This window comes from Bacillus sp. FSL L8-0199 (genome assembly GCF_038005705.1).
Taxonomy (GTDB): domain Bacteria; phylum Bacillota; class Bacilli; order Bacillales; family Bacillaceae_G; genus Bacillus_A; species Bacillus_A cereus.
Genome location: NZ_JBBOTS010000001.1, coordinates 4,216,221 through 4,242,139 on the forward strand (window position 1 = coordinate 4,216,221; position 25,919 = coordinate 4,242,139).

A 25,919-nucleotide genomic window follows, 5' to 3' on the forward strand; every position below is an offset into this window, starting at 1 on the left:
CTTACCTACCTTTATCTAATTCTTATTTAGCTCTTTTTGAATTTCTTGCTTCAATAAAAATAAAGCTGTTTGATAGTCTTGTGGATCGATTAGCTGTGATTGATTTAATTCACGCAATTCATCTTGCATTAATTGTAAATCTGCAATTCGATCTCCCGTATAAATAATCGTACCAAATTTCTTTAGCAATTGCTGAATATCATAAATGGATACCATTTCATCACCCTCTATGCTCACTTACTATAAAAAATTATAATAAGAAAACGTTCACATATTTTATTATAATCAAGAAGAAAAAGTCTCGTCAATTTTTATTTGTCTATACAAGCTTATTTGTAAGCATTGTTCCTTTTTCTGTAATAATTTTTTCTATGTTTTTATCAAATGGCTCTACCGGAATGTGTTTTACCATTTGAAAATCATACGCTAATGATAGCGTTTTCCCTTTATAATGCACGAGATAACGATCATAATAGCCACCGCCGTACCCAATTCGCTCTCCTCGTTCTGTATAAGCTACGCCTGGGACAATTTGAAGATCAATTTCATCCATATTCACTTCTTCCGTAAGCCCGGGAATCGGTTCACGTAAATTCATATACACCGTTTCTAATTGATCAAAATTATTAATTTGCCGGAAAGACATCGTTCTTGTTCCTTTATTACACTTAGGAACTACAACTTTCTTTCCTTCTTCCCAAGCTTTTTCGATAATAGGATATGTATTCACTTCATTTTCCATTGAAAGAGTAATTCCAATTGTTTTAGCTTCAACCCACTCTTTTTGCGCATACAACGAAAATGCAATCTGTTCTGATAAAGTTGTATACTGTTCTTCTGATAAAGAATTCATGTGTTCTATTATTTGTTTACGCAAACGTACTTTCTCTGCTTTCACACACTCTCCCCCTTACAGTGACACTTTACTCTATGCTGATAGTGTATCACTTTTAACATAGGAATCGAATAAAAAAAGAAACAGTAGGAAAATATTCCTACTGCTTACTTTGTTTCACGGTGTAACGTAGACTTCTTGTCACGCTTGCAATACTTTTTAAGCTCGATACGCTCAGCGTTGTTACGTTTATTTTTCTTTGAGATATAGTTACGATCTCCGCATTCTGTACATGCTAGAGTAATATTCACACGCATTCTTATTTCCCTCCAGTACTAATAACTTAAATCAGACTATACTATAATACCACTTTTAAAATAAAAATTCTACACCTTTTGATATTGTCTAATTTTTTCTATAAGATTTTTCATGTTTTCCCTTGCTATTACTGGGTTTCTAGCATGTGAATACACCAAAAATTTTGGTTGTTTTGTGTCAGAAACGATATAAGACCACTCTTTTTCAGTATATTTGAACTGTACTCCTTCAAATATACCTTCTCCCTTCCTTTCTATATCATCCAATAATTTCCTCATAATTTCCCCTTTTTCATTCCATGAACATACCACTTCATCATAAAGTAAATAGAGCGGAGGTGATTGCTCCACTATGCTGAGAAACGTTTTTCCTTGCAATGCTATTAGCTCAAATAATTTTCCAATCCGATATAAAATATCTCGCTTCCACCTTACTTGAAACGACTTTCTTTCATCCTGCGTATAAAATAGAAGATAACATTCCCCTAACTTCAAAGACATTGGGTAAATATTTCCTGTCGATTCGAGTAAGAAATCTGGAATATCTACCTCTTCCAAATCTGTACCTTGGTAAATATTACTATGTTTATCGTATAACTCGAAATGATTTCCTTGCTCAGAAAACATAAGAGCCATATTCGCTTTACTTGATTTCATCAAAGCTTTCACATGATCTTTTTGTTCGCTTGCATAAATCCATGTAACTGTACAACCAAGTCTTTGCAGAAAGAGCATGAGTAAATGTTGCAACGTATCATTTCTCTTATTAATAAGAAGATGAAACTTCTGCATCTGTATTTTCTCGATATCAATATGCTCCAATATAACTTCTATATACTCATTCATAGAAACATGAGCGAGCTTATTACGCCCCATTTCTTTCTCATGCACGTAATAAAACAATTCGGACATATATACTTGTTCTATCTCTTTTTGCTGCTTATACGTTAACGGCATGCCAGCTTGACCGTATAACTTTATAACAATCTCATTCTCATTCTCCACTTGAATGAAAACACCACCTGCACATTGCAAATGATGAACACTATATTGAAAAAGTGACTCGTTCATTTCTTTACATTCCATCGTATGAATCCCTATACCATGAATAGCATGTAAAAATAAATTTTTATAAGAGGTTGTTTCTATATTTTCTTGACTTCCAATTAATATACTTTCTCCTTTTGTAAAAAGAGAACCATACGCCATCGCAATCTTTACGATAAACTGAGGAGTAATTTCAACATTCCCTCTTCCTACAATGCGGCTTTTTTGTAACCACCCTGCACTCATTTCACTCTCTTGAATACCAGCCGCTCCTACTATCGAATGACTATCAATCGCCTTATAAGGCCATACTTTTCCTTTTTGCTTAATTACCGTACTTCTCCCGATATGACAGTGATCCGCTACAACGCTTTTTTGAAACAGTGTAACATCATCTTCAACTATTGTACGCTCTCCTATTGTCGTTTCTAATAGTTCACAATACTTCCCAATGTGGGCATTCGCAAAAACAATACTTTTTTGAAGATGAGAATAACTTGAAACGATACTATTTTTCCCAATAATAGAATATGGCTCAATTACAGCTCCTGTACCAATCTTTACTCCTTCTCCAATAAAAGAGGGGCCATGAATTTTCGTCCCTTTACCAATCGTCACCCCTTCTCCCATCCATACCATCGGTAATACTTCCGTATAAGGAATAGGTACTTGTAACTTTTTCGTTAACAAATCAAATTGTGCTTGTCGATATTGATTAAATGTGCCGATATCTAACCAATAACCTTCTGACAAATATGCGAATAATACATTTTTGTTTGCCAATAACGGAAACACATCATGACTGAAATCAAAAAATTGTCTAGGCGGTATGTAAGAAAAGATTTCTGGCTCCATAATATATATGCCTGTATTCACAACATTAGATACTACCTCATTCCAGCCCGGCTTTTCTATATATCGTGTAACCTCCTGGTCTTTATTCATTACAACCAAACCAAATGAGAGTGGATTTTCTACTTCTTTCACAAACATTGTTACCATTCTTTTCTTTTGTTCATGAAACCTAATTCCTTCTGATAATTGAAAGTCAGTTAATGCATCCCCGCTTATCACAACAAATGTTTCATCTAAAAATTGTTCTGCTTGTTTAATACTCCCTGCTGTGCCAAGCGGAGGAGAGTCTTCAAAATAATACAAGTTAACTCCCCATTTACTACCGTCACCAAAATATTGCTTAATGGTCGTACTCATATATTGAACAGTAATTGCAATTTCACGAATACCATGCTGACGTAATAACTCAATATTATATTCTAAAACTGGTTTTTCTAATAATGGTAACATCGGCTTTGGAGTATTACATGTTAATGGTCTAAGGCGTCTTCCTTTTCCTCCAGCTAAAATAACCCCCTTCATATACTTCAGCCTCCACTTATATAATGTTCAGTAACTCCATATACCATATGTATATTCCCTATCCCACATGAACTAGCAACATAAACTTGATTAGTTAAACAAATCCTCATTTAGAAGACCATATAATTAAATTTCTCACCTATAAAAACGTACATTTCAAACAACAGGAAAGCGCTTACTATTAATTGTTAAATAATACTTATTAACGACCAACATATATACTAATTTTTCCATTACATTATGATACATCTTATCATCATAAACTAAAGGAAACAACGAGCTTTTTTTGTCATGTTTTGACTAAAAAAAGCAGGTGATTTCCCATCACCTACTTTAATTCCTACTCATTCAATAAATAATGCTTTCCTTTTACTAAATAAAATACATTTTCAGCAATATTTGTAATATGATCTGCTACACGCTCAATATATCTCGCGACAAATGATAATTGTGTAATTTGCGTAATTGCTTCTGGTTGTTCCGGAACCGAAGATATAAACTCACGAATTGCTTTTCCATATATTTCATCAACGGAATCATCCATTTCAGCAATTTGTTTCGCAAAAGTTAAATTTTCTTGTTCATATGCTTCTAACGCTAAATGCAACATCTCATTTGCAACCGCAAACATTTCATCCAGGTTGTGCAAACTAACAGCCACTTCTTTTTCCCCAAGACGAATTGTAGCCTTTGCAATATTAACAGCATGATCTGCAATACGCTCTAAATCTGTCGCTGTTTTAATTGAAATAAAAATCCTTCTTAAGTCACTTGCTACAGGTTGCTGCTTCGTAATGAGCATAAGCGCAAGATCGTTTATTTCCTCTTCTAAATTATCCATGCGGTAATCACCATCAATGACCTCTAACGCTTTCTCTACATCCCTTGTATGCAGACCTTCCATAGCAATCAATAAAGCCGCATTTGCTAATTCTCCAAGCTCGATCACCTTTTGCTGTAACGCTTTTAAATCACCTTGAAACTGTTCTCTTACCATTTTTCTTCCCCCTCAATATTATGTGCCATTATATAAAAGTGAAACTTTAATCAACCCTCATCAATCGGGCTTTTATGCTTGTAATAAACCTTAAGATAAGGAGAAGTATTACTTCTCTATTAACAGTAAGATAAAATAAGAAATGCCCTCTGTTAAGAGGGCATTTGCTCTTAGCTTTGAAACGATATCAACCAAATCGACCTGTAATATAATCTTCTGTACGCTTATCTGAAGGAGTCGTAAATAATTTGTTTGTATCTGTATACTCCACAACTTCCCCGCTTAAGAAGAAAGCTGTTTTGTCTGAAATACGCGCTGCTTGTTGCATATTATGCGTTACGATAACAATACTAAAATCTTTCTTTAGCTCTTGAATTAATTCTTCTACTTTTAATGTTGAAATTGGATCTAATGCCGATGTTGGCTCATCCATTAAAATAACGTCTGGCTCAATAGCTAAGCAGCGCGCGATGCATAGACGCTGTTGCTGTCCACCAGATAAACCGTATGCATTATCGTGCAAACGATCTTTTAACTCATCCCAAATCGCTGCTCCACGTAAACTTTTTTCAACAATTTCATCTAATGTCTTTTTGTCACGAATACCATGGATTTTTGGACCGTATGCTACATTCTCATAAATAGATTTTGGAAATGGATTTGGCTTTTGGAACACCATTCCTACATGTGTTCTTAATTCTTCAACTGGATATGATTTATCAAATATATTGCGTTCTCTATACTCAATTACACCTGTAGTTCGAACGATCGGTACTAACTCTACCATGCGATTTAATGTTTTTAAATAAGTTGATTTACCACAGCCACTTGGACCGATAATGGCTGTAACTTCATTCTCATGAATACTTAAATTAATATCTTTTAAAGCATGGTCTTCCCCATACCATAAATTTAAGTTTTTCGTATCAAATACTACCTTCTTTGGCGCAGTCTCGATTTTCTCTTCGTTTTTCACCTGTACATTTACTACTGTTGCTACCATTTGAATTCCCCTTTCATCCACTTCCAACTTATTTTCGATTTCGTAACCATAAAACAAATATATTAATAAATAGCAACAAACCTAACAAAACAATCATCCCAGCTGCTGCTACATACTGAAATTCTTCTTGTGGCCTACTCATCCAATTAAAAATTTGAATTGGTAGAACTGTAAATCTATCAAACATACTAAATGGAACATAATTTGCAAACGCAAGTGCCCCAATAACTAATAGTGGTGCAGCTTCTCCAATTGCTCTTGATATCGCTAACGTACAGCCCGTTATAATCCCTGGGAAAGCATATGGCAATACAATTTGATACATCGTTTGCCACTTCGTAGCACCTAATCCGTAAGAACCCTCTAATAATACACTTGGTACTGATCGAATTGCTTCTTGACTCGCCACAACAACTGTTGGTAAAACGAGTAAACTCATCGTCAGTGCTGCTGCAACTATACTCTCTCCTAAATGAAGAGCATATACAAAAATAGTTAAACCAAGCAATCCAAATACAACGGATGGTACTCCTGCTAACGTTTGATTATTAATCTCTATTATTTTTTTAAATAGAGATTCCTTCGCATATTGCTCTAAATAAAGCGCTGTTCCAACTCCAAATATAAAAGAAACAGGTATAACAATACTCATAAATAATATTGTCCCTGACAAAGCTGCAGCAATACCAGCTTCTTTCGGATTACGTGAAGCGAAATTTGTAAAGAAATTTATTGAAAGATAACTTATACCTTTTTCAACAATTTGAAAAAGTAACAAAAACAAAATTACCATTGAAAATAAAATTGCTATATAAAATAACAATTTGTAAATTCGATCTTTTAAAAAGCGTGATGCCATGTTTTTTTGTATTTTTTTATGATTCAACATTCGCATATTATGTCATCCTCCTAAAACGGCGCATAATAGACTGCGAAATGATGTTCATAATAAAAGTAAACAAAAATAACGTTGCACCTACAGCATACATGCTGTAATACGTAATCGTTCCATGCGGAGCATCACCTAAACTTACTTGCACAATATAGGCTGTTAACGTTTGAATAGAATGTGTTGGATCAAGCGATACATTCGGTGTGGATCCTGCTGCAATTACAACAATCATCGTTTCACCAATTGCACGAGAAGCCGCTAATATAATCGCTGCCATAATCCCTGTAAAAGCGGACGGAAACACCACTTGTTTTACCATTTCAAACCGCGTCGCTCCGAGTGCTAATGAAGCTTCTTTCGTCCCTTTCGCCACAGCTCTCATCGCGTCTTCAGATAGAGATGCAACTGTAGGCATCATCATAAATCCGATAACGATTCCTGGACTAATCGCATTAAAAAACTGTAAATCTGGTATAAGCCTTTGTAAAAGCGGCGTAACAATTGTTAATGCAAAAAAACCATATACAATTGTCGGGATACCTGCTAATAGCTCTAACATCGGCTTTAATATTTTCCGTGCACCATTTGAAGCATATTCGCTTAAAAATACGGCACACGCTAAACCGATAGGAATTGCTACAAACATAGCAATTGCTGTTACAAGGAACGTTCCACATATAAGTGGTAATATACCGAATTTAGGATCTCCAAAAAATGGTAACCATTCTTTCTCCGTCAAAAAGGAGTATAATGATATTTTTTGAAAAAACATGATTGTTTCATTAGAGAGCGTAAAAACAATTCCAAGTGTCGTCACAATAGAAACGCTAGCAATTATTTTTAGTAATAAAGGCACTATTCGATTGATTCGCTGCGTTTTTTTTCTTTGCTTTATATTTCTTTCAATCAAATGTTGTACAGAAAATGTAATTTGACTTTTGTCATTATGAGCCAAAGATGAAAACCCCTTTCCACCCCGACATTACCTTTTTATTTCTGTTAACATACGCAGCTGTTCATTGTATTTTTCTTTTCGTAATTTTACATACCCGACCTCTTCAGCGAGGTTACCGACATGCTGAATCATAAACTCAACATAGTTTGCTACATTCATTTTATTTCGGATAGATGCATTATTCACATAAGCAAGTAGCGGCCTAGATAACGGCTTATACTTACCTGATTGAATGGTCTCTTTCGTCGGAAATACACCATTTACTTTTATTGCTTTCACCTTATCTCGATTAGCCATATAATAAGCATATCCTACAAAAGCAATGGCATGTTTATCATTCATTACCCCTTGCATAATAACTTGATCATCTTCAGACAAAGAGACTTTTTTTACAATGCGATGATTTTGTAAGATGACATTTTGAAAATAATCATACGTACCAGAGTCTACGCCTGGTGCATAAAACTTCACTTGTTCACGTGGCCATGTTGAATGAATTTGTGACCATCGCTTCTCTCTTCCATCTTCACTCCAAAGTAGTCGTAACTCGTCTACTGACATATCGTCTATCCATGTATTATGGCGATTCACAACAATCGTAAGACCGTCGTTAGCAACCTCAAAAGGTGTGAACTGAATAGAGTTTTTCTTCATTTCATTTTTCTCGACTTGTTTCATTACTCTCGAAGCATTATTTATATCTACTTCTCCTTTACTGAAACGATTAAATCCTCCCCCAGTTCCAGAAATACTGATGGAAATTTTCACGTCTGGATGCACCTTTGTATATTCCTCCGCTACTGCTTCTATAATAGGAAAAACCGTTGAGGATCCATCAACTCTCACTTCTCCCGTATCATTTAAAGCAAATGCAGTAGACATTTCAAAACAGAGGAACCATATTGATAATACGAAAATCTTAATCGGTGTACGCATCCATTTCACGTGTTCTTCCTCCTAGAAGTAACCGGAAATAACAGGATTACAGATATAAGAATACTGCTAAACTATTAATTCGGTTTTAATTGTTTGTAAAAGTTTTGTAAAGTTCCACAAAAATCAACATACGATACAATTTTAATTCAGTAGTAGCTATTCATTTCCTCTGATGATTTCCCTATAAAACAGTTATCTCCTATCCCATCATATACAAGTATCATTTATACGGCCGCGTTTTTTCAATGTTGTATACTTGTCCACATTTATTACACGATATGCATAAACCATAAAAAAAAGCACACTATCTTTTCATATAGTGTGCTTTTTTACAACTTTTTTATTCATCATCTTGCTCTTTATTTTTATTGTCTTTATCATCTTTTGGAGCTTCACCATTTACTTCTTTGTTTTTCAAATCAAAGTAAGCGTCCATAATTTCACGACCAATATATCCATTAATACCAGTCTTATCATCATGTACCCATGGAACGACAACAGAGAATGCTACTTCTGGATCTTCAAGTGGCGCATAACCTACTAATGTTAAGTTATATGTTTCCACACGTTCACCTTTTGCATTTCTACCAATCTCTTTATCTCCACCATACACAGTTTGAGCTGTACCAGTTTTCCCAGCAGCTTTATATTTTGCACCTGTAAAGTACTTTGTAGCTGTACCACCTGAATCATTATACACTTGTCTAAATCCTTCTTGAACACGTTTAATTTGCGATTCCGGCATATCAATACGATTTAATACTTTCGGTTCCATAGATTGAACAACTTTCCCAACTTCATCTGGTTTCACTGCCGGTTGACGAATTTCTTTTACAACTTGTGGTTGCATACGATATCCACCATTGGCAATCGTCGAAATATATTGCGCTAATTGAAGCGGTGTATACGTATCATACTGTCCAATTGATAAATCTAGTAAGAAACCTGGTTGACTACTCTTACCCATCTGACCAGCAGATTCATTCGGTAAATCAATTCCTGTTTTTACACCAAGTCCAAACTGTCCGAAATAATAACGCATCGTATCAAATGCTTTTTGAGGTATATCTAACGTACCACCTCTCACATATGGAACACCGGCGATATTCATCGCTGTTTTAAACATATAAACGTTAGAAGACATTTTTAAAGCTGTAAGGTCATTAATGTATCCCATCGTTTTCCAAGACGACTTCGTAGGTGTACCTTTTAATTTAATTGGTTCATCCAATTGTACTGCCCCTGGTTGAATCGCACCAGTTTGATATCCAGTAAGTACTGTTGCACCTTTTACAGTTGATCCCATCGGATAAGAACTTGTCATGGTACCTAATGCAAAGTCATTTACTTTCGTTTGGCCATCTTCGTTAACTAATTGTTTCCCCGCCATAGATAAAACTTCACCATTTTTTGGGTTCATCATTACAACAAATGCGCGATCTAAAAGAGGTTCGCTTCCTTTAAACCTCATTAAATTCTTCGCAAGAATATCTTCCACGCGCTTTTGTAATTCCATATCAATTGTTAAGTTCAGGTCATTACCACTTTGTCCTTTTGATACATTAATCGTTTCTAAAATATTACCGTTTTTATCTGTAACATTTCTAACTTCTGCTTTCGTACCGTGCAGGCTATCTTCATACTGTTGTTCAAGATAACTTTTTCCTACTCGGTCATTTCGATTATAATCACGAACAAGATAGTAATCTAGTCTTTCTCTCGGTAAGCCTTCATCAGATGTCGACACCCCACCAAGTACACTTCGGAATAAATCATCGTACGTATATTTTCGCTCCCAATCAACATTCGTATCTACACCTGGTAATGCTGCTAGGTTTTCACTAATAATCGAATATTCCTTTTCTGTAGCATCCTTTTTAATAACTTGAGGTGTCATTGCATATCCGCCGTCCATCTTACTCTTAATCGCGAGTATTTCTAGATCTTTTGCGGATAATTGATTAATCTCTTCTTCTGTTACACGACTTCGCTGACGCTCGTCTAATTCTTTATCATCAATTTTTTTATCTTTAAACTCTTGACGATCTTTATTCGTAACTTTTTCTTTAGCTTCCTCTTTATGCATAGCAAGCCAATAATCTTTTTTATCACGATCTGTTAATTTATCTGTCGGTACTTCAATCAAATCTGCTAGCTTTTTCGCTGTTTCTAAGCGATCTTCTGCAGTTGATCCTTTCATTTTTGTAAATGTAATAGTACGAACGGCTGCATTATCTACTACAGGTCGCCCATAACGGTCAAATATTTTCCCACGCGGTACAGGATTACTTATCGTTGAGTTTTCTTTCTTCTCCACTTCATTCTTATATTCTTCACCGCGAACAATTTGTACATATCCGAGCCTTACAATAACCGCGGAGAACATTAAAAACACGCAGAAAAACAACACGTTTAATCGAAAAGGAACGTGGGTCTTTTTCTTATTTTGCTTCTGCTTCTTGCTCATACAAACCCCCTCTACCAACAGCTATGTAATGTGAAAGGGACACCTTCATACAGGTGTCCTCACTGCTGTCTTACATCTTTTTCTATTCTAGCATAAAACAAACGAGAAGTTAACCTTCTGGTTCAGTTTGGTTTTGCGCGTTCCCTTGCGTTACAACACTTGTTTTACTCGCATTTCCCTCATCATATTTGACATTTTTAACTGCAAAATAAATAAGAAAATGTCCAGCACCTAAAATACATAATAAGTAAGGTAAACTTTTTTCAGGTGGAAAGAATAGTACAGCACATAAAAAACTTAAAATGGAACAGATTCTTCCGGCGTTTAACCACAGCTCCCGAACAACGACATATTCCACACGCCATTCTCTCGCATTTTTTGCTCTACCAATTACGTCATATGTCATTGATCCGTACGGAACAAGTAAAATAGGATATGCAATTGCAATACATGCCGCATAAATAAGTAATTTCGTGTATGTAACATTGAAAATAACTAAAAAGACGACAGCATATAAAATAATGCCTCCAAGTAAAATTGCTTTTTTTCGCCACTCCTTCTTTAACATACGAGCAACTAAGTAATAACATACAAAGGATACAGCAGAGTTCACTAAACTGTATTTCCCTAATGCGAACTCACTATTAGTTGCTAAATAAACATATACTGAAATGACAAAAATAAACGTTCCTTCTCTCAATCCTTGGAAAAAATGAGCTCGTGTAATCTTTCCCCAATTTTTATCAATCCGTCGTTCTTTCAATACTTGCACGATTTCATAACGCCCTTCACATTCTCTTTTAGATAAAAAGAAGCTTAAGACGACAGCAATTGCAAATAGAACTAATGAAAGAAAGAATATAACAGTATAACCACTCCATTTCTCCATACGTGAAATTGTGTATCCTGCTGCTATTGGTCCGATCATTCCAGAGAAGGATGTAAGAAGTCCAAGAAACCCATTAAAGAAATCTCTTGTTTCTGGTTCCGTAATTTCAAATGTCAATAAGTTAAAAGCCAACCAGTAAAAACCGTATCCTACTCCTAAAAGAGCCCCCATTAATAAAATATACTGAGAAGCACTTTTTCCTGCTACTAAGACAACGATAAAAAAAATTGCGAGCGTTCCTACCCCTATTCGTAATAAAATCGAGCGATCGATACGTTTCGCTAATTTCCCCCCTACAAGAAATGTGAGAGGCTGTAATACCACGCTGGCTAAATTATACAAGCCAAGATTCACATAATTTTGTGTTTGTTTCCATAAATAAATATTTACAAACGTATTCGATAAAGAAATTGCGAGCGTGTATAAACCTCCTATAAGGAGCAATAACACTAAATCCCGATTCACTTCAACGTCACCAATTATATGTTTCCATTTCATACACAACTCTCCTTTACTTCATGTTCTAGTCTTCCAAAGACAAGCCCAATTATGTAAAAGGAAAGCATAGAAAAAAGCTAGGGGCTCTCCCCTAGCTTTTTCTATATTTATTACGATTATTTTGCTTCTTGGTAACGTTTTTCAGCAGCGTTCCAATCTACAACGTTCCAGAATGCACCGATGTAGTCTGGACGACGGTTTTGGTAGTTTAAGTAGTAAGCATGCTCCCAAACATCTAAACCGATAACTGGCGTTTTACCTTCAGTTAAAGGAGAATCTTGGTTTGGAGTGCTTGTTACTTCTAACTCACCATTGTTTACTACTAACCAAGCCCAACCAGAACCGAAGCGAGTTGCGCCAGCTTTTGCGAATTCTTCTTTGAATGCATCGAAGCTACCGAATTTTGCTTCAATTGCAGTTGCAAGTTCACCTACAGGTTGTCCTCCGCCGTTTGGAGATAGGATTGTCCAGAAGAATGTATGGTTAGCATGTCCGCCACCATTGTTACGTACTGCTGTACGGATTGCTTCTGGTACTTCGTTTAAGTTTGCAACTAATTCTTCTACGCTTTTGTCAGCTAATTCTGCATGACCTTCTAAAGCAGCGTTTAAGTTTGTAATGTACGTGTTGTGATGTTTTGTATGATGGATGTTCATTGTTTCTTTGTCAAAGTGAGGCTCTAAAGCATCATACGCATAAGGTAAATTTGGTAATTCGTGTTTTGCCATTGTTATATTCCTCCCAGTTTATGTATTGCCACTTAAGTGACATACAACTTCATTCTACCCTAATTGCCATAGGGTGCAAACAAATAAATCACATTGTCTTGCTATCATTAAAGTAGCAAAATTCCCACTTCTTTTCAATTAAAATGCTCATATATTCCGTAAAAAAAGCTTCCTTCTACAAGGAAGCTTCCTGCTAACATAATAAACATGCGAAATGGATATGGACCCTGTAGGACTCGAACCTACGACCGGACGGTTATGAGCCGTCTGCTCTAACCAGCTGAGCTAAGGGTCCACAATTATGTATGTAACAACATATCAAATAAAGGAATTCCTATCGGATATGCCCTCTAAGAAAGGTAAGATAAATTTACCATATAGAAAAGAAAAGTGTCAATTGTATTTTTCTTATTTAAAAGAAGAAAGTTAATAAAAAGAAATTTAGTTATCTCCACTATATGTAAATATAATATATCTTGAGATTCTCTAGATTACTACGTTACAATGATTTTATACATACATAAAGGAAGTGAATCTATGTCCATATTTACCCAATTCGTAAAAAGCATATACTCGCCTAAAGATATGGCGCTATTCCGTTTTCAAAAAATCGGTAAAACCATTTTGTATATTATGCTACTTTGCTTAATTACTACTATTCCAAGAACTTTTTTGTACGGTAGTTTTATCCAAGATGGTGTAAGCATGGTAAATCAAGTCATCGATAAAGATTTACCTGATTTTAAAATTGAAAATGGCGAACTAAAAGCCGATATTGATCAACCTATTGAAAAAGAAGAAGGAAATGCACTTTTCGTATTTGATCCAAATTCAACAGACCTAGAAAAATATCAAAATAAAACAGGTTTATTTGTTTTAAAAGATAAAGTAGTCTCTATGGGAAATGGTCAAACACAAACGTATTCTTATAACGATTTGTTAGGTGCATCTCTTGAGAAAAAAGATCTACAAGAATTTATTTCTTTATTCGATAATATTTATCCGATTTTATTATTTGTTATTGGATTCTTAGTGTACCTATTCCAATTATTCATCACTTTTGTAGGCGTGACTTTACTTGCGTTCATCGGTTCTGCTATGAGCGGTCAACGTAAACTATCCTATAAACAAGTTTGGACACTAACTGCATACAGCTACACAATCCCAACAATCTTCTTTATGATTATGGATGCATGTAAGATTGTCGTACCTGGATCAACATTCATCTATATCGCAGTTGTTTTAATTGTTCTGTACTTAACGATTAAAGAAGTTCCAAAACCAAAAGAAAAATAAGAACGAAAAAAATGCCTAAATAGGCATTTTTTTTTTGGACAAGCATATATTCCTAGCAAAGGAGTGAAGAATATGAAGAGATTAGGTATATTCTTATTCGTGCTTGTTCTCGGTTATATATTTTATTACGATATAAAAATCGGTACTTTACCGATGTTAAGTTCATATAAAAAAACAACTGCTGCTCAAACGATTAAAAAAGAAAACACAGACAGTCAACAAAATAAAGAGAACAAAACAGAAAAAGAAACGGATGTATCTTATAAAACAATTGAAGTAAAAACTGGTGAGACAGTTCTTTCTATTACAGAACAAATTAACAAGAAAAAAATTCCTTCCATAGAAAAAGTCATTGACGACTTTAAACAATTAAACAAAAGTACATCTGCTACAAAAATACAAATTGGAAAGTCTTATAAATTCCCCTTATATCAATAAGCTATCACTTAATCCTTGTCAATTACATAAAGGCGCTGATACAATAGTAAAAGTGAAACCGAGTACTTCGGTTTCTATAGCCCTATATCACGTATACTATCATTGATATGAGGGACTAAATAAGAAACTTCTTTTATAAGGAGAGCGATCTATTCGTGAATGAAATGACTCATCGTACAAAAACACGTCCAGTTAAAGTCGGTAATTTAACAATCGGCGGTAATAATGAATTAATTATACAAAGTATGACAACAACAAAAACACATGATGTTGAAGCAACAGTTGCTGAAATTAAGCGTTTAGAAGAAGCCGGCTGTCAAGTCGTCCGCGTTGCCGTTCCAGATGAACGCGCAGCAGATGCTATTGCTGATATAAAAAAACAAATCAACATTCCACTTGTTGCTGATATTCATTTTGATTATCGCCTTGCTTTAAAAGCAATTGAAGGTGGCATCGATAAAGTACGTATCAATCCAGGTAACATTGGTCGTCGCCATAAAGTAGAAGCTGTTGTAAATGCAGCAAAAGAGCGCGGTATTCCAATCCGTATTGGTGTAAACGCTGGTTCATTAGAGCGTCACATTTTAGAAAAGTACGGGTACCCAACTGCAGATGGTATGGTTGAGAGTGCGCTACATCATATTAAAATTTTAGAGGACTTAGATTTCCACGATATTATCGTATCTATGAAAGCCTCTGATGTTAACTTAGCAATTGAAGCATACGAGAAAGCTGCTCGTGCTTTTGATTATCCATTACATTTAGGTATTACAGAGTCCGGAACATTGTTTGCCGGAACTGTAAAAAGTGCTGCTGGTCTTGGAGCAATCTTAAATAAAGGTATCGGAAATACACTACGTATTTCATTAAGTGCTGATCCAGTTGAAGAAGTAAAAGTTGCTCGTGAACTATTAAAATCATTCGGTCTTGCGTCTAACGCAGCAACACTTATCTCTTGTCCAACTTGTGGTCGTATTGAAATCGATTTAATTAGCATCGCTAACGAAGTGGAAGAATACATCTCTACACTTCAAGTACCAATTAAAGTTGCAGTACTTGGTTGCGCTGTAAATGGCCCTGGTGAAGCTCGTGAAGCTGATATCGGTATTGCCGGTGCACGTGGAGAGGGATTATTATTCCGTAAAGGGCAAGTCGTTCGTAAAGTACCAGAAGAAACAATGGTAGAAGAACTGAAAAAAGAAATCGACGTAATTGCTGCTGAAATGGCTGCTGAGCGAGAAAAAGAAAAAGAGACACAAGAACAATAAAAAGAAGGTTGCCACAATATTTGTGAGCAACCTTCTTTTCTACGTAAAAAAGCTCGTCAGTTATATAACCGACGAGCTTTTACTTTGCACATTTTGGACAACGACCATATATTTCAAACTTATGACCCGTTACTTCATAACCGGTAAAATCTTTATTCATAAAATCCATTGGGCAGGAAGTAATCTCTTTCGTTCCCCCACAATCCAAACAAATAAAATGATGATGATGTTCCATAATAGAACAAGTAAAACGAAAATGTTTTTCACCATTTAATTCCGTTTGTTCTAAAACACCAATCTCAGCAAAAACTGTTAAGTTACGATAAATCGTATCAAAACTAAGTCCTGGATAATCGTCCTTCATATGCTCTAAAACGTCTTTCGCAGTTAAATAACGATTATGCGCTGCAAATAATCTGAGCATCTCTTCTCTTTTTCCAGTATGTTTGTATCCTTTTTCTTTCATTAGGCGTAAAGCTTCTGTTAGATTCATACCTATCCCTACTTTATGCAGTTTTTTTCTTCTTCCATAAAATCGCACCGATTAAAATAAGAACTGCTATCATAACAATTGTACCACCTGGCGCTAGATCAAGTTGATACGAAGCAAACATTCCACCAATTACTGCAATTTCACCGAATAAAATGGAAAAGAAAATTGTTTGTTTAAATCCTTTAGCAATACGAATACTTGCTGCAACTGGTAACGTCATTAATGATGATACAAGAAGAACCCCCACTACACGCATTGATACTGCAATGACAAGAGCAACTAATATAATGAAAATAAAGTGAATCCATTTCGCTCTTAAACCAGTTGATACTGCGTATTCCTCATCGAATGATAATAGAAACAGCTCTTTATATAATAAAATAATTGTCGCAACAACAACAATTGCTACAATCCCAATAATAATTAAATCTGTACTTGTTACAGCACTGACACTACCAAATAAATAACTAAATAAGTCTGTGTTAAATCCATTTGCAAGTGAAATGAAAATAACTCCAACCCCCATCCCTGCCGAAAGGATAATTGGAATTGCTAATTCTTGATAGTGCTTATATACAGTTCGTAACTTTTCGATTAGTAGCGCTCCACCAATCGAGAAAATCATCCCCATATATAAGGGGTTTAAAAACCCACCTGTAAAAATGGTTTTTTCAAGTAATAAACTTGCTGCAATACCCGATAACGTCACGTGACTTAATGCATCCGCAATAAGAGATAAACGACGAATAACAACAAACACACCAATTAGCGGTGCAACAAGTCCAATTAAAATACCTGCGTATAAAGAATTACGTAAAAAGTCATATTGTAAAAAATCTTGTATCATTATATCCTCCCGTGATGCTCATGTTCGTGTTCTAAACGATGAACATGATGTCCATATAAGACGGACATTTCTGCATCTTCTAACTCTCGGAACTTCTCTACATTTCCATGGAAATGTAGATGTTGGTTTAGGCATGCAACATGTGTTACTTTTTCAGTAACAGCTCCCATATCATGAGTAACAAGAATTAATGTGATCCCGAGCCTTTTGTTTAAATCCTCTAATATTTCGTAAAAACTTTCCACATTTTTTACATCGATTCCAACAGTAGGCTCGTCCAAAATAAGCAATTCAGGATCACTAACGAGCGCACGAGCAATAAATACACGCTGTTGCTGTCCACCAGAAAGCTCTCCAATGTTACGACCTTGAAACTCACTCATCCCTACATCAGCAATTGCTTTTTCTACCTTTTTCTTATCCTCTTTTGTGAAAAAGCGAAAAAGCCCTTTTTTCGAAACAAGTCCCATTGACACAACTTCAGAAACAGTTGCTGGAAAACCAGAATTGAAACTATTTGCCTTTTGGGATACATAACCAACTTTGTTCCATTCCTTAAACTTCTTACTATCAACGCCAAACACGCGAATGCTTCCTTCTTTTGGCTTTAAAACACCTAATAAACACTTAAGTAGAGTTGATTTACCTGAACCATTCGGTCCCACTAAACCTAAAAAAGCTCCCTTCGGAACTTGCAAATTAATATTTTCTAACACATTCCGATCTTCGTATCGGAATGTTAAACCTTCAATTTCTAATATATTATTCATAGCATCTCACCTATTTTAATTCAGAATGATTCCGATTTATATCTATTTGAATTATAGTACAGCTTATTATAGTTGTAAACCAATCTGCCTAAAATATATCTATTTTTTCAAGAAACCTTACTATTATAACAAAAAGCAGAGAAAAATTCTCTGCTTTCGAAAAATATTCCTATAAACTTTTTAGTGAATAGCCGATTTAAACTTACCACCATTTGTCTCTTGCGTGCTCATAATCGTAACAAACGCATTTTCATCAATTTCATGCACAATTGATTTTAACTTCGTCACTTCTAGACGCGTTACAACTGCATAAATAACTTCTTTTTCTTTATCCGTGTAACCACCTTTCGCTACAAGCTTTGTAGTTCCACGGCCAAGACGATGCAAAATCGCGTTTGATACTTCCTCATATTGATCAGATACAATTAAAACCGCCTTCGTTTCATCTAGCCCTTGAATTACTGTATCGATCGTTTTAAATGCGATATAGTACGTCATAACAGAATACATCGCTTGTTCCACACCAAACACAAATGCTGCCCATGCAAAAATAAATAAGTTCACAAACATTACGAATTCACCAACAGAGAACGGTAATTTCTTCGTTAATAAAATCCCCATAATTTCAGTTCCATCTAGCGATCCACCATGACGAATTACAAGTCCTACACCAAGACCTAAAATAAGACCACCAAACACTGTCGCTAAAATAGGTTCTGTTGTAAATGGTGGTACCGCATGTAACGTTGACTCAATGAAAGCTAACGCTACAATACCAAATGTCGAAGATAACATAAATGTTTTTCCAATTTGCTTATAACCGGAATACATAAATGGGATATTGAGAACAACGACTAAAGTAGAAAAACTTAACCACCAAATGTTAGGAGTAAGATAATCTAATATAAGAGAAATACCAATAATTCCACCATCAATAATTTTATTTGGCATTAAAAATAGTTCAATTGCTACCGCCGCGCATGCTGCTCCAAAAATAATCATAACTAAACGATAAATGAGATGAATAACACTTTCTTTTCGATGTTGCTTTTGCTCCATAAGTCCTCCCTTTACTCTTTTTCTGTAGTTTTGTCCTTATATTATAACATACGCTTCTTTTCCTCATGAAAAAAGAAACTCCATACGAATATGTACAAGCTATATGCTCATATATTTCGATAGAAGAACGCGTGAAGGAGGATAATAAGATGAACCTCATTAAACAAATTGTTAATAAAAAATTAAATCATATTTCTACAAAAGAGTTATTAAAATATAGCAAAGAATATGAAGTTCCCATTACAGCCGCACAAGCTGATCAAATCGTTTTACTTATGAAGGGTAAAAATATTAATATTTACGATAACAACGAGCGACTAGAGCTCTTAAAACAAATCGCAAAAGTAACTTCCCCTGCCACTGCCCAACAAGTAAATACCTTATTTCAGCAACTACTAAAATAAGGAGGGGATTTCCCCCTCCTTATTGCGCTTTAATTTTTTCAAGAAGCCCTTCATCAAAAGTGCCGTTTTTCAGCATTTCAATTTCCAATTTGTATGGTGGCTTCTTATCTTTTTTATCTTCCCCTACATACGGTGTTTCAAGAATTTTTGGTACATGCATTAACTGTGGATGATGTACAATGTGATGCAATGCTTTATACCCAATGTGACCAAATCCAATGTTTTCATGACGGTCTTTTCCTGCTCCGCGTACATTTTTACTATCATTAATATGAAGTACTTGTAAACGATCTATACCAACGATCTTATCAAATTCGTTTAATACGCCGTCAAAGTCATTTACAATATCATATCCTGCATCATGCGTATGACATGTATCGAAGCATACAGATAGCTTTTCATTATATTTTACACCATCCATAATTTTTGCAATTTCTTCAAAGCTACGACCGCATTCTGTTCCTTTTCCTGCCATCGTCTCTAACGCAATGTTAACCGTCTGTTCTGGCGTTAATACTTCATTAAGCCCTTTAATAATTTGTTGAATACCAGCATCTGCTCCAGCACCAACGTGCGCTCCTGGGTGAAGAACAATTTGTTTCGCTACACCTAATGCCGATGTTCTTTCAATTTCCATGCGAAGAAAGTCTACTCCTAATTGGAATGTTTCTGGCTTCGTCGTATTCCCAACATTAATAATATACGGCGCATGGACGATAATTTCCTCAATTCCGTTCAGCTCCATATGTTTTCTTCCTGCTTCTATGTTCAATTCTTCAATTGGTTTTCTTCGTGTATTTTGCGGTGCACCTGTATAAATCATAAACGTTGTTGCACCGTATGAAACAGCCTCTTCACTTGCTGCTAATAACATTTTCTTACCACTCATGGAAACATGAGATCCAATCTTTAACATACAATCACCTCTTCAATATACAATAGATATAATGATAGCATAATTTGTAGAAATATGTAGTGAATTGTTTGTTCACAAAAGATGCACTACACAAATTTATATGACTATTTATACAGACTATACTTTTCATTTAAATTAGCTGGATTAAGTGAAACTTTAATCAATACTTTTCTATCCATATTGATTACACCTCCCACAAATAGCGGGATAAAAAAAAGATAAGGGAAACCCCTTATCTTTTTTTATTGCCATATTTTTTCTTCACTTTGTCACGTTCTGTTGCAAGTTTACGTTTATAGTTTGGTTTTACTTTTTTTGGTTTTTTAATAACTTTCGTTGCCATAACATCAAGTTCGTCATTTGGTTTTTTACGGCTCTTACGACGACGACGCTCACCTAAATCGGCCCACTCATCTCCGCGTAAATCTACATGCTTGAACTCAATATGACGTTGTTTTTCTAAACTATCTAACGCTTCTTCGTTTGCTGGATCATATATCGTCACTGCAATACCAGAATGCCCCGCACGTGCTGTTCTTCCAACGCGGTGAACGAAGAAATCTAAATCTGATGGTAGCTCATAGTTAATAACATGGCTAATCCCTTCAATATCAATACCACGTGCTGCTAAATCAGTCGCAACAATATATTGGAATTCAAGGTCACGAATTTGTTTCATCATTTTTTTACGATCACGTGGTGATAAATCCCCGTGAATTCGTCCAACTTTTAAGCCACGTTCCATTAATCCATCAGCAACTTGGTCTGCCATCTTTTTCGTATTCGTGAAAACAACTGCTAAATACGGTTTAAATTGAAGTAGCATTTTATGCACTAAATCAATTTTATTACGATGTTTAGAAGGCACTAAATAGTGTTCAATGTTTCCAGCTGCAACTTGTTTTGGATTGATATGAATATGCTCTGGATTCTCCATATACTTCTTCAGAAACGGTTTTAGTTTTTGAGGAATTGTTGCAGAGAAAACTAACATTTGCAAGTTTTTAGGCATGCGTGCTGCAATTTTATCTACATCATGAATGAATCCCATATCAAGCATTAAGTCTGCTTCATCGATAATAATCGTATTTGCTTTATGAACAAATAATGCTTGCTCTTCTACTAAATCTTTAATACGTCCTGGTGTTCCAACTACGATATGAGGTTGTTTTTTCAACTTTTCAATTGAGCGTTGTTTATCAGTTCCACCAATTAAACAACGCGCTGTAATCATTTGGTCTTCCGCACAAAACTTTGTTAATTTCACGATTTCTTCGTAAATTTGTTGTGCTAACTCACGAGTAGGCGCTGTAATAACAAGTTGTACTTCTTCACGACTTGCATTAATTCTGTTTAATGTAGGAAGTAAGTATGCATGTGTTTTCCCAGAACCTGTTTGGGATTGTCCAATTACACTTACACCTTTTTTCAAGACCGGGAAAATTTTCTGCTGAATTCCTGTCGGCTCTGTAAAGCGTAGTTCACGAACTGCATCTATTAAAAATGGTTTAAAATCATACTGTGTAAAAGTTTGTTGTGTCATAAGTTACACCTTCTTTCTAAAATTTCTACTGCGCGCACAAATCAGTCAAGTCTACATTATATCGAAATCTACAAGTAAAATCCATCTTTAGTTTAGGTTTTCACTTCAAAAACTAACCTTCTTCCCTTTTATTGCATATTGTATGTGTATATACCTAACTGAAGAAAGGAGGATTTCTCACATGTTTCCGAAATCCCCTACAAGGCAAATGTATCCGAATCCAGGGCAGCAACCTTATACACCATATCCAATTCCACAACTACCACCAATGGCACAAAAAAAGAAAGGTTTTCTTGCTAAGCTTTTTAAAAAACACGATCCAACCGAGCCTTTTATGCAAATGGTTCCACCTTACCGACAAATGGAAGGGCAACTGATGATGCATCAGCAACCACCACCGCCGCCACAATATCAACAGCAATATCAGCAGCAATACCAGCAACAATATCAGCAGCAACATCCACAATATCAACCATACATGCAGCAACATCCTGAGCAAATGATACCGCCTCAAATGTATGAATCAAATGAAACGCGCGGCGGCGCAACTACAGCTGCCACAACAGCAAGCAGTGGCATCGGCAGTTTCTTTTCGAACTTAATTTCGAATCCTACTAATATGATAAACAACATCGAAAAAGTATCCCAAGTCGTTCAATCTGTAGGTCCTGTCGTCGAACAGTATGGTCCTATTATGCGTAGTCTACCAAGCATTGTTAAAATCCTCACCTCTGGAAAAAGTACGGAAGAAAATCAAACGGAAAATGTAACAGAGCCAGTTGAGGTAGAAAGTCCGCCTCCTGCACCTCAAAAAAAGAAACGAAAACGAAAGAAAATAGTGATTGAACCTGTAATAGAAAAAGAGTTACCGAAAGAACCAGTTCAACAAACAGCAACAAAACCAAAACTATATGTGTAACAATCCTTTGTTTTCTATCCACTCCTCCTTTATAATGTAAAAGACTATGCACAAAAGTATCCCTTGTTTAGAAGGAGAGGATTACTCATATGAAAATTGTTAAAATTTCCCCTCGTGGTTATTGCTACGGTGTTGTCGATGCAATGGTAATTGCACGTAACGCTGCATTAGATAAATCATTGCCGAGACCCATTTATATTTTAGGTATGATTGTTCACAATAAACATGTTACAGACGCTTTTGAAGAAGATGGAATCATCACATTAGACGGTCCAAGTCGCTTAGAAATTTTAGATAAAATTGATTCTGGTACTGTTATTTTCACAGCACACGGTGTTTCTCCAGAAGTTAAACAACGCGCAAAAGAAAAAGGTTTAACAACAATCGATGCCACTTGCCCAGATGTTACCAAAACGCATGACCTTATCGAAGCTAAGAAAGCGGAAGGGTATCATGTCATTTATATCGGTAAAAAAAATCATCCAGAGCCAGAAGGCGCAGTTGGTATTGCACCTGACATCGTTCACCTTATCGAAAGAGCCGATGATTTAAAAACATTAGAAATTCCAACAGATAAAATTTTAGTAACGAATCAAACAACGATGAGTCAATGGGATGTTCAACATTTAATGGAGGACATTCAAAAAAAATTCCCAACAGCAGAATTCCATAAAGAAATTTGTTTAGCTACTCAAGTTCGCCAAGAAGCTGTCGCTAAACAAGCTGATGTTGCAGACTTAACAATTGTTGTTGGTGATCCGAAAAGTAACAATTCAAATCGCTTAGCACAAGTATCACAAGAAATCGCGGGTACAAAAGCATATCGAGTTGCTGATGTAAGCGAAATTCAATTAGAGTGGCTACAAGGTGTAGAAAACGTAGCTGTTACAGCAGGTGCTTCTACTCCAACGCCGATTACAAAAGAAGTTATCGCGTTCTTAGAGCAATATGACCCAATGAATCCCGCTACATGGGAAAGAGTTCGAAAAGTACCGTTACAAAAAATATTACCTCGCGTGAAAGTGAAAAAAGAACAATAATAAAAACCGTTGCTTACATGAGCAACGGTTTTTATTTTTCTTATACAAATATAAATGGATCTGTATGTAACTGCGAAGCATGAATGTGTACATTGAGTTTCTTTGCATCCACTTTTTCTTGTAATTGCTTTTGCACACCTTGTTTCATTACTTTTTCAACATTATGTCCTGGGTCAACTATATTTAAACCGAGCATCATCGCATCATGAGCAACATGATAGTAGATGTCACCAGTTACATATACATCTGCTCCTTTAAATTTCGCTTGGTTTATATATTTATTACCATCTCCACCAAGTACAGCTACTTTACGCACTTTATCATCTAACTTACCGACAACTCTTGCGCCATTCACGTCTAATGATTGTTTCACATGTTCTGCAAATTGACCAAGCGTCATTTCTTCTTGTAAGTATCCTATTTTTCCTAGGCCTAACGTTTCACCTTTATTATCAAGCGGATACACATCGTATGCTACTTCTTCATACGGATGCGCCGTTATCATTGCTTTAATCACTTTCCGCTGTAATGAAGCTGGAATAATCGTTTCGATTCGCACTTCTTCTACACGTTCTAACTGTCCAGTTTCCCCGATATAAGGATTTGTCCCCTCTTGAGGTACAAATGTGCCTGTACCCTCGCTACTAAACGTACAGTGGCTATAATTGCCGATATGACCAGCACCTGCGTCTCCTAATGCTTTCCTTACTTCTTCTGCATGAGTGACTGGCACAAACACAACAACTTTTTTCATTTCTTCTGCATATGTCGGTGCTAGAACTTCTGTATTTTGCAATCCTAACGCCTCAGCAAGTAAATCGTTTACCCCGCCCTTAGCAACATCCACATTTGTATGCGCTGCATAGATTGCAATATCATTTTTAATACACTTTTCAATAATTTTCCCATACACCTTATCTGTATGAATCGCTTTTAACGGGTTAAAAATTAAAGGATGATGAGCAATAATGACATTTGCCCCTAATTGAATTGCTTCATCCACAACTTCTTCCGTTACATCTAGCGCAATCAATACGTGCTGCACGGGTTTATTAAGCGCTCCAATCTGCAGACCAATCTTATCTCCTTCCATTGCCAAATGCTTCGGATACATACTTTCAAATAAAGAAATAATTTCATGGCCGTTTGGAATTTTACTCATGATAAAACCTCCCCTATCATTTTCATTTTCGCTTCTACTTCCCCACGCTTCGCTTTTGTTTCTTCAGAATCAGCCGCACGTTCTAACTGTTTTAAAATATTTTGGAAGTTTTTTAATTCTCCTTCCCATTTTTCAACGAAGGCTTCACTTTTTTCTGTTATTAAAAATGGTCCCATAAACAATTCAGCTTGTTTATTTTCAGAGTAAGGCGCTACAACATTTCCGCGCTCCCCTACTAAAATTTCGTAAATTTTCCCATCTTCTTTTACGATTTTTTCATGGATAAGCTCCCAACCATTCTCAATAAACCATTCACGAATATGATGCGCTGCAATATTAGGCTGTAAAATTAAACGTGTTACACCTTCTAATTTCTCTTTACCACTTTCTAAAATGTCACGAATTAACGCTCCGCCCATTCCGGCAACCGTAATTACATCTACTTCTCCTGGCGCGATAACAGCTAATCCATTCCCTTTACGCACATCTACTTTATCTTGTAAACCACTTTCAGCTACAGTTGCTTGCGCAGAGCGAAATGGTCCATCTACAACCTCTCCTGCAACTGCTTTTGTAGCAATATTATTTATAATTGTATAACACGGTAAATACGCATGATCCGATCCAATATCAGCAACTGTAGATCCTACTGGTATTTCACGTACAACTTCTTCTAATCGTTTTGAAAGCTTTACTTCATTCATGTATTTCCATTACTCCTTCTCTTGTCAGTCTGTCTGTCTCCATGATAATGAATTTATAGTAGTTGTTGCAAGCCCATAACAACAATTCACCGCTCTATCATTCATCGTATTTTAGAAAA

Annotated in this window: 26 protein-coding genes and 1 tRNA gene; 6 read left to right on the top strand and 21 right to left on the bottom strand. The window is 35.8% G+C overall.

Going from position 1 to position 25,919, the window contains the following annotated elements; translation table 11 throughout:
- Nucleotides 1-15: 15 nt before the first annotated feature.
- The 13 genes from NST86_RS21655 to NST86_RS21715 all read right to left on the bottom strand — a co-directional run bounded on the left by NST86_RS21655 (nucleotide 16) and on the right by NST86_RS21715 (nucleotide 13,236).
- Nucleotides 16-216: a YqgQ family protein gene (locus tag NST86_RS21655; RefSeq protein ID WP_000253699.1), complete on the bottom strand. Its 201-nt coding sequence runs from the start codon at nucleotides 214-216 to the stop codon at nucleotides 16-18.
- Between the two features lie 103 nt (nucleotides 217-319).
- Nucleotides 320-898 (bottom strand): 5-formyltetrahydrofolate cyclo-ligase, encoded by a 579-nt coding sequence (locus tag NST86_RS21660; protein ID WP_000642752.1) that lies wholly within the window; start codon nucleotides 896-898, stop codon nucleotides 320-322.
- Nucleotides 899-1,002: 104 nt separating this feature from the next.
- Nucleotides 1,003-1,152 (bottom strand): 50S ribosomal protein L33, encoded by a 150-nt coding sequence (gene rpmG / locus NST86_RS21665; RefSeq protein WP_001265616.1) that lies wholly within the window; start codon nucleotides 1,150-1,152, stop codon nucleotides 1,003-1,005.
- Nucleotides 1,153-1,221: 69 nt separating this feature from the next.
- A complete protein-coding gene (locus NST86_RS21670) occupies nucleotides 1,222-3,576 on the bottom strand; it encodes a sugar phosphate nucleotidyltransferase (protein WP_000679341.1) in 2,355 nt (784 codons plus the stop codon).
- Between the two features lie 340 nt (nucleotides 3,577-3,916).
- A complete protein-coding gene (phoU, locus tag NST86_RS21675) occupies nucleotides 3,917-4,573 on the bottom strand; it encodes a phosphate signaling complex protein PhoU (protein WP_000251240.1) in 657 nt (218 codons plus the stop codon).
- A gap of 187 nt (nucleotides 4,574-4,760) precedes the next feature.
- Nucleotides 4,761-5,576 carry a phosphate ABC transporter ATP-binding protein gene (gene pstB / locus NST86_RS21680; protein WP_000226681.1) on the bottom strand — a complete coding sequence of 272 codons (816 nt, stop codon included), beginning with the start codon at nucleotides 5,574-5,576 and terminating at the stop codon, nucleotides 4,761-4,763.
- A 28-nt stretch (nucleotides 5,577-5,604) separates the two neighbouring features.
- Nucleotides 5,605-6,471 (bottom strand): phosphate ABC transporter permease PstA, encoded by an 867-nt coding sequence (pstA, locus tag NST86_RS21685; protein WP_001242564.1) that lies wholly within the window; start codon nucleotides 6,469-6,471, stop codon nucleotides 5,605-5,607.
- Nucleotide 6,472: 1 nt separating this feature from the next.
- Nucleotides 6,473-7,423, bottom strand: coding sequence for a phosphate ABC transporter permease subunit PstC (gene pstC, locus NST86_RS21690; protein WP_061663038.1), 951 nt, complete (start codon nucleotides 7,421-7,423; stop codon nucleotides 6,473-6,475).
- A 27-nt stretch (nucleotides 7,424-7,450) separates the two neighbouring features.
- On the bottom strand, nucleotides 7,451-8,368 hold the full coding sequence (locus NST86_RS21695; RefSeq protein ID WP_000871821.1) for a PstS family phosphate ABC transporter substrate-binding protein: 918 nt from the start codon (nucleotides 8,366-8,368) through the stop codon (nucleotides 7,451-7,453).
- A gap of 331 nt (nucleotides 8,369-8,699) precedes the next feature.
- Nucleotides 8,700-10,826: a peptidoglycan D,D-transpeptidase FtsI family protein gene (locus NST86_RS21700; RefSeq protein WP_044795893.1), complete on the bottom strand. Its 2,127-nt coding sequence runs from the start codon at nucleotides 10,824-10,826 to the stop codon at nucleotides 8,700-8,702.
- 109 nt (nucleotides 10,827-10,935) lie between these two features.
- On the bottom strand, nucleotides 10,936-12,213 hold the full coding sequence (locus NST86_RS21705; protein WP_000871386.1) for an MFS transporter: 1,278 nt from the start codon (nucleotides 12,211-12,213) through the stop codon (nucleotides 10,936-10,938).
- A 116-nt stretch (nucleotides 12,214-12,329) separates the two neighbouring features.
- Nucleotides 12,330-12,941: a superoxide dismutase [Mn] gene (sodA, locus tag NST86_RS21710; protein ID WP_001052031.1), complete on the bottom strand. Its 612-nt coding sequence runs from the start codon at nucleotides 12,939-12,941 to the stop codon at nucleotides 12,330-12,332.
- Nucleotides 12,942-13,162: 221 nt separating this feature from the next.
- Nucleotides 13,163-13,236 (bottom strand) — tRNA-Ile (locus tag NST86_RS21715).
- A gap of 242 nt (nucleotides 13,237-13,478) precedes the next feature.
- Here NST86_RS21715 and yqgB point away from each other — a divergent pair.
- The 3 genes from yqgB (at nucleotide 13,479) to ispG (ending at nucleotide 15,943) form a co-directional block, all read left to right on the top strand.
- The gene (gene yqgB / locus NST86_RS21720; protein WP_000021900.1) at nucleotides 13,479-14,237 is read left to right on the top strand and encodes a protein YqgB; all 759 of its coding nucleotides are present in this window, start codon (nucleotides 13,479-13,481) and stop codon (nucleotides 14,235-14,237) included.
- A gap of 72 nt (nucleotides 14,238-14,309) precedes the next feature.
- On the top strand, nucleotides 14,310-14,675 hold the full coding sequence (gene yqfZ / locus NST86_RS21725; RefSeq protein ID WP_000825416.1) for a protein YqfZ: 366 nt from the start codon (nucleotides 14,310-14,312) through the stop codon (nucleotides 14,673-14,675).
- A 164-nt stretch (nucleotides 14,676-14,839) separates the two neighbouring features.
- The gene (gene ispG, locus NST86_RS21730; protein ID WP_153577907.1) at nucleotides 14,840-15,943 is read left to right on the top strand and encodes a flavodoxin-dependent (E)-4-hydroxy-3-methylbut-2-enyl-diphosphate synthase; all 1,104 of its coding nucleotides are present in this window, start codon (nucleotides 14,840-14,842) and stop codon (nucleotides 15,941-15,943) included.
- 79 nt (nucleotides 15,944-16,022) lie between these two features.
- Here the strand turns inward: ispG and NST86_RS21735 are convergent, their stop codons facing one another.
- From NST86_RS21735 to NST86_RS21750, 4 genes are all read right to left on the bottom strand, one after another.
- The gene (locus NST86_RS21735; RefSeq protein ID WP_001054516.1) at nucleotides 16,023-16,436 is read right to left on the bottom strand and encodes a Fur family transcriptional regulator; all 414 of its coding nucleotides are present in this window, start codon (nucleotides 16,434-16,436) and stop codon (nucleotides 16,023-16,025) included.
- A gap of 13 nt (nucleotides 16,437-16,449) precedes the next feature.
- Nucleotides 16,450-17,283 (bottom strand): metal ABC transporter permease, encoded by an 834-nt coding sequence (locus tag NST86_RS21740; RefSeq protein WP_000613815.1) that lies wholly within the window; start codon nucleotides 17,281-17,283, stop codon nucleotides 16,450-16,452.
- A complete protein-coding gene (locus NST86_RS21745) occupies nucleotides 17,283-18,053 on the bottom strand; it encodes a metal ABC transporter ATP-binding protein (RefSeq protein ID WP_001059662.1) in 771 nt (256 codons plus the stop codon). The genes NST86_RS21740 and NST86_RS21745 overlap by 1 nt, the downstream gene beginning before the upstream one ends.
- A gap of 180 nt (nucleotides 18,054-18,233) precedes the next feature.
- Nucleotides 18,234-19,112, bottom strand: coding sequence for a YitT family protein (locus tag NST86_RS21750; protein ID WP_000435963.1), 879 nt, complete (start codon nucleotides 19,110-19,112; stop codon nucleotides 18,234-18,236).
- Between the two features lie 149 nt (nucleotides 19,113-19,261).
- Here NST86_RS21750 and NST86_RS21755 point away from each other — a divergent pair, with 149 nt between their 5' ends.
- On the top strand, nucleotides 19,262-19,516 hold the full coding sequence (locus tag NST86_RS21755) for a DUF2624 domain-containing protein (protein ID WP_001048954.1): 255 nt from the start codon (nucleotides 19,262-19,264) through the stop codon (nucleotides 19,514-19,516).
- Nucleotides 19,517-19,535: 19 nt separating this feature from the next.
- Here the strand turns inward: NST86_RS21755 and NST86_RS21760 are convergent, their stop codons facing one another.
- Together NST86_RS21760 and NST86_RS21765 are read right to left on the bottom strand one after the other, a co-directional pair.
- A complete protein-coding gene (locus NST86_RS21760) occupies nucleotides 19,536-20,432 on the bottom strand; it encodes a deoxyribonuclease IV (protein ID WP_061663039.1) in 897 nt (298 codons plus the stop codon).
- A gap of 232 nt (nucleotides 20,433-20,664) precedes the next feature.
- A complete protein-coding gene (locus NST86_RS21765) occupies nucleotides 20,665-21,975 on the bottom strand; it encodes a DEAD/DEAH box helicase (RefSeq protein ID WP_340934286.1) in 1,311 nt (436 codons plus the stop codon).
- 181 nt (nucleotides 21,976-22,156) lie between these two features.
- Between NST86_RS21765 and NST86_RS21770 the strand changes: the two genes are divergently transcribed.
- Nucleotides 22,157-22,894: a YqfQ family protein gene (locus NST86_RS21770; protein WP_061663041.1), complete on the top strand. Its 738-nt coding sequence runs from the start codon at nucleotides 22,157-22,159 to the stop codon at nucleotides 22,892-22,894.
- 89 nt (nucleotides 22,895-22,983) lie between these two features.
- Complete coding sequence (locus NST86_RS21775; protein ID WP_000706659.1) at nucleotides 22,984-23,934, top strand: 4-hydroxy-3-methylbut-2-enyl diphosphate reductase; 951 nt, start codon at nucleotides 22,984-22,986, stop codon at nucleotides 23,932-23,934.
- A gap of 40 nt (nucleotides 23,935-23,974) precedes the next feature.
- Here NST86_RS21775 and NST86_RS21780 read toward each other — a convergent pair whose 3' ends face one another.
- Complete coding sequence (locus NST86_RS21780; RefSeq protein WP_061663042.1) at nucleotides 23,975-25,096, bottom strand: Nif3-like dinuclear metal center hexameric protein; 1,122 nt, start codon at nucleotides 25,094-25,096, stop codon at nucleotides 23,975-23,977.
- Nucleotides 25,093-25,800 (bottom strand): tRNA (adenine(22)-N(1))-methyltransferase, encoded by a 708-nt coding sequence (locus NST86_RS21785; RefSeq protein WP_001006545.1) that lies wholly within the window; start codon nucleotides 25,798-25,800, stop codon nucleotides 25,093-25,095. Before NST86_RS21785 ends, NST86_RS21780 begins: the two co-directional genes overlap by 4 nt.
- Between the last annotated feature and the right edge of the window lie 119 nt (nucleotides 25,801-25,919).